This window comes from Synechococcus sp. W55.2, from assembly GCF_047461635.1.
Taxonomy (GTDB): Bacteria; Cyanobacteriota; Cyanobacteriia; order Thermostichales; family Thermostichaceae; genus Thermostichus.
The window spans coordinates 1-4,048 of record NZ_JANSHM010000106.1 but is presented as its reverse complement, the minus strand read 5'-3'; the positions used below and the strand labels follow the sequence as shown (position 1 = coordinate 4,048).

The following is a 4,048-nucleotide window of genomic DNA, read 5'->3' as shown; positions in this document are numbered from 1 at the left end:
AATTGGCCAGGAACTTCTTGAGTTTTCTCTATCTCGTCAGTGCTCTCTTTTGGCTCAAATGAAAGATCAACACAACCCATCGCGCCAGCGGGACGGAGTCCTTTATCTTCTCTAAGGCCCAGAACCTTCACCTCTACCTCTTGCTCCACCGAGAGGGAGCCCGCCTGTTTGGGTTCCCTTGGGGTGAGCTTGATGTCGGGGCCCGAAATCTGGAAAGTAACTTCGTTGCCCTTGATGTTGGTGATGGTGGCCTTCAGTTTTTGACCAATCTGGAAGCAGGCTTGGCGGGCCCGCTGTTGGGTCTAGTCTTGTGGGTATTGGTTGTTTTGCTGTGGTCTGTCCTGCTGGGGCTCGTTTGCCGCGCCTTGGGGAACGGCGTCCCTGCGACCAGAGTGGCTGTTGGGCTGGGATCCCTGGTGTGGCGGAGTCTCGCCAGCAGGCATCCCCCCATTCCCGTAGTAGCGGGCCATGCCTAGCCCAGGATCTGCAGCACCTCTGCCGGCCTGTCCTGTAGGGCTACATCTTCAGAGACTACCGCAAGTGGAACATTCATACTGAACAGTATCTGCGCGACCTTTGCTTCGAGACTGTTGAAGAATCTAATCACATCAAAATTCGGTTTTATGGAGATCCGCGCTATCAAATCGTTATGGCTAAAACTCCTGGCGACTGGAGGGCTGGCCGCAATATTTCAAGGACTCCGTCCCGCTAACGCGATCGGGATATTCGCAACCTCATTTTTGGCCTTTGAGATCCTGAAACGAATAAAGTTTAGTTGCAAACCTATCGCGCCAGCGGGACGGAGTCCTTACTTTCTCAGGGGGCACGCAGCTGAGAAAAGTTGAACCGAGTCCTGATAGGCTGAAGAAAAGTTGGGATCCCTGCCATGTTCTACCTGCCGGTCTCGCTGCTGTTGTTTTTCATGCTGGTGTTGCTGCTGCCTTTCCTCTGGCTGGGGCTGGCAGTAGATGTGGTGGCGCTGGCGGTGGGAAAGCTGGGGTTCTCGCGGGAGGGAGCGCTGTTACTGCTGCTGGCCATCCTGGTGGGCAGCTCGGTCAATATTCCCCTCTATCGGGTGAAATGCGAGGTGACGCTGGTAGAAGACCTAGCTAGCTTGTGGATGCGGCAGTTCTGGGGGATCCCTTTGACCAAGCTTTCCCAGGAGACGGTGATTGCCTTAAACGTGGGCGGGGGGCTGATCCCGGTGCTCTTGGCCCTATACCAATTTGGGCGGGCCGATAGCGTGCTGATCCTGGCGGTAACGGCGCTGGTAACCTTGGTCAGCTACTATGCTTCCCACGTGGTGCCGGGGATCGGCATTCAGATGAATCCTCTAATTGCCCCAGCTACAGCAGCCTTGGCCGCTTTGTTCTGGGCTGGGGATCAGGCGCCAGCGGTAGCCTTTGCCGGCGGGGTTTTGGGTACCCTTATCGGGGCGGATCTCCTGCACTTGCCGGAGGTGTTGCGGCGCAATTGCTCAGGCATTCTCAGCATTGGCGGGGCCGGGGTTTTCGATGGTATTGCCCTCTGTGGCTTGTTTGCCCTGCTGCTGAGCTAGACCAGGAGATAGGTGAGGGAAAGCGTGATGGATTGGGCGGGATCCAGCCAACGCAAGTCGGGATCCCCTAAGGACTCCGTCCCGCTGGCGCGATCGGAGGCACGCTGAGTCAACTCCTCGAGGAGCGTTTGCGTCCATTCCAGCGGCCCATTGAGCAACATCGGCGAACGGGCTACCCCCAGTTTGCGGGCCATAGCCTTGAGGGCTTCCAAGCTGGCGGACAGGGGGCGGGTGCTGGCCACAAACAACAGCTCCGTCAGCCCTTGGGCATGACAGGTGAGCAAGTCAGAGCTCACAGCAGAGCGCAGCTCGCCATCGACCTCCGGCAAGGGTGGCAAAGTTAAACTGCTCTTGGCTTCCAAGCGAAGAGGTGTGGTGAAGTTGTCCTGAGGCAGGGGAGCCAGCAGGTGCAGTTGTCCGGTCGGGTCGATCAGCAACAGGTAGCCGAACAGATGCTGATCGCTGTTGTTGCAAAGGGTGAGATGCAAGGGATCCCCTCGCGTAAACCGCTGCATACCCACCTCAGCAGGAGCGGAAGTTGCGGACTGGACAAGGCGTGCCGCCAACGAGGGAGCTAAGGACTCCGTCCCGCTGACGCGATTGGCAGCTCTACCTTTGACAGCCAACTCCGCCACCACCGCCAAGGAAGAGGAAACAGCATTGAGAGTGGTGCGCAAACGTTTGGCAGCCAGCAGATGGGCAAGACGGGGAGCTAACCGCTGGACGGCCATTGCTGCAGCCTCTCCTGCTGGGCCACAGGAATTCAGGAGCAATTCTCGCCCCGGCCAGAACAGGCTGTAGCTGTTCACTTCCAGGGGTTTGAGCAGGGTATCCGACCGTTCGCGCCAGCGGGACGGAGTCCTAAAAGCAGTGGCCATTTCCGGGGTGATGCGGCCCAACAAACAGTCCACCTGTCGCTCGCGGGGGTTGGCCGTTTCCATCCAGCTGTAGCCGGCAATGGCATTGGTCAGATCCACCTTTTCAATGCGGCCCAGGTTCTCCTCTAGGCCAACCAAAAGCTTGAGCGTGCTGGAGAGGCCGCGCAGCTGCTCCCGCAAAGGTGTGCCCACAGGGGGAAGCTGCCCTTCCGGACTGGCCATCTGAACCTGAGCCAACAGCCCACTGCGAGAACGCATGAGCAGCGGCGTCGGCGAAGAGGCGGAAGGATCGGCGGGAATGGGAACCAAAAGAGTACCCGGCTGCAAACCACACAGGGCCGCCGATGGGATCCCGCCTAACCACACCTGAGCCCGATTTCCCTTCACTTCTTGAACTACCCCGCTGACCCCTGCCGGTGTGGGCATGAGAAAATAGGGGTGGATGTGTCGAGCAGTGTCTTTGCCTTCCAAGGTGGGGCGTTGGCAGGCGAATAGGCCCAGCTCTCGCCGGCTAACCACTTGGTTAAAGGCCACCAGCAGACGAGTGGCAGGCGTGGTTTCCCACAGGTACTGCGTCAGCAGATAGGTGAGTACCCCAGCATAGAATCCTGGCCAAGCGGCTTCTGCTGCCAAGTCTTGCGGGGTGGTGGCCGAAATCAGCAAGCCCTTGGGCGGAGACGGCCAAACCCGCTGCGGCTCCGATCGCGCCAGCGGGACGGAGTCCTTGGAGTCCGAGATCGCGGCTGGGGGACGGGAACGCAGTTGCAAGTTGCCTCGCACCGACGGCGAGACATAGGTAAAGCCACAGTCCAGAAGGGTGGTGATCTGGGCAGTGCCCAAGCCTTCCAAAAGCCGGAAAAAGCTGTCTAGCTCCATTGCTGCCACTCCCTCAGAGCCAGACAACAGCAGCACCGGCTGCCAACAGTTGGGCGCGGATCCCAGCCGCCACTGGCCATAGCCGCTAAACTGCACCACTACCGTTTCAGCCGTGTGACCTTGACCCCCCAAGTGCTCTGCAAAGGCCGATTGGATCCCAGCCGGCGTGGCTGCCCCATCGGTAAGGGTGAGAATGTCTGCCGGGTCAAAACCAAAGCGATAGAGGAGTAGCTCCCGCTGCAACTCCACATCTGTCAAACACCCTTGTAGCGCGGATCCCTCGCCAAGGTAGCGGTTAATACCGATGAGAACAGCCAGCTTGCGGGAGCCAGCCGCCAAAGCTTGCCCATATCGCTCAGCCCGGCCCCTCAACCAGCCAGGGGATAGGCCAAGACCGGCAGCAACCAGGAGGAGTTTTTGCAGAAAAGACCGCCTTTCCATGTTGACCCTCTGGGCTGACCCCCGGCCCAACGACTACCCCATCGGCCAGCGAGCCACAGCTAAACTTTGCACTGGAATCTGTTGCTGCCTATTTCAGGATATCCCCATCCACACAGCTTTTTCCCGAGATCGAGTGACAGTTTTTGGCGTTTTCTTTGCATTCCTTATCAATCAAACCTCCGCTACTTCCCATGGGGATCCCACGGCAGCGCTCTTCTGTCAGCTAGAAATCGCAGGAGCCCCGCACTGTACCCGTAGGGTCAGTGCCGGGAGGAATGCGCTTTGATGAAGTACA

General features: G+C 58.7%; 2 protein-coding genes. One reads left to right on the top strand and one right to left on the bottom strand.

The genetic code is table 11. The annotated features are described in order from the left end of the window. The first annotated feature begins 886 nt into the window (after window positions 1–886). Window positions 887–1,558, top strand: a complete 672-nt coding sequence (locus tag NW828_RS13625) for a DUF1614 domain-containing protein (RefSeq protein ID WP_414332122.1) — start codon at window positions 887–889, stop codon at window positions 1,556–1,558. On the opposite strand, the gene NW828_RS13620 is transcribed toward NW828_RS13625, so the two are convergent. Further along, window positions 1,555–3,753, bottom strand: coding sequence for a caspase family protein (locus NW828_RS13620; RefSeq protein ID WP_414384436.1), 2,199 nt, complete (start codon window positions 3,751–3,753; stop codon window positions 1,555–1,557). The two genes, NW828_RS13625 and NW828_RS13620, sit on opposite strands and share 4 nt — an antisense overlap. Between the last annotated feature and the right edge of the window lie 295 nt (window positions 3,754–4,048).

Coding starts and splice junctions, on each gene's coding strand:
- NW828_RS13625 (WP_414332122.1), top strand. CDS start 887: ATGTTCTACCTGCCGGTCTCGCTGCTGTTGTTTTTCATGCTGGTGTTG.
- NW828_RS13620 (WP_414384436.1), bottom strand. CDS start 3,753: ATGGAAAGGCGGTCTTTTCTGCAAAAACTCCTCCTGGTTGCTGCCGGT.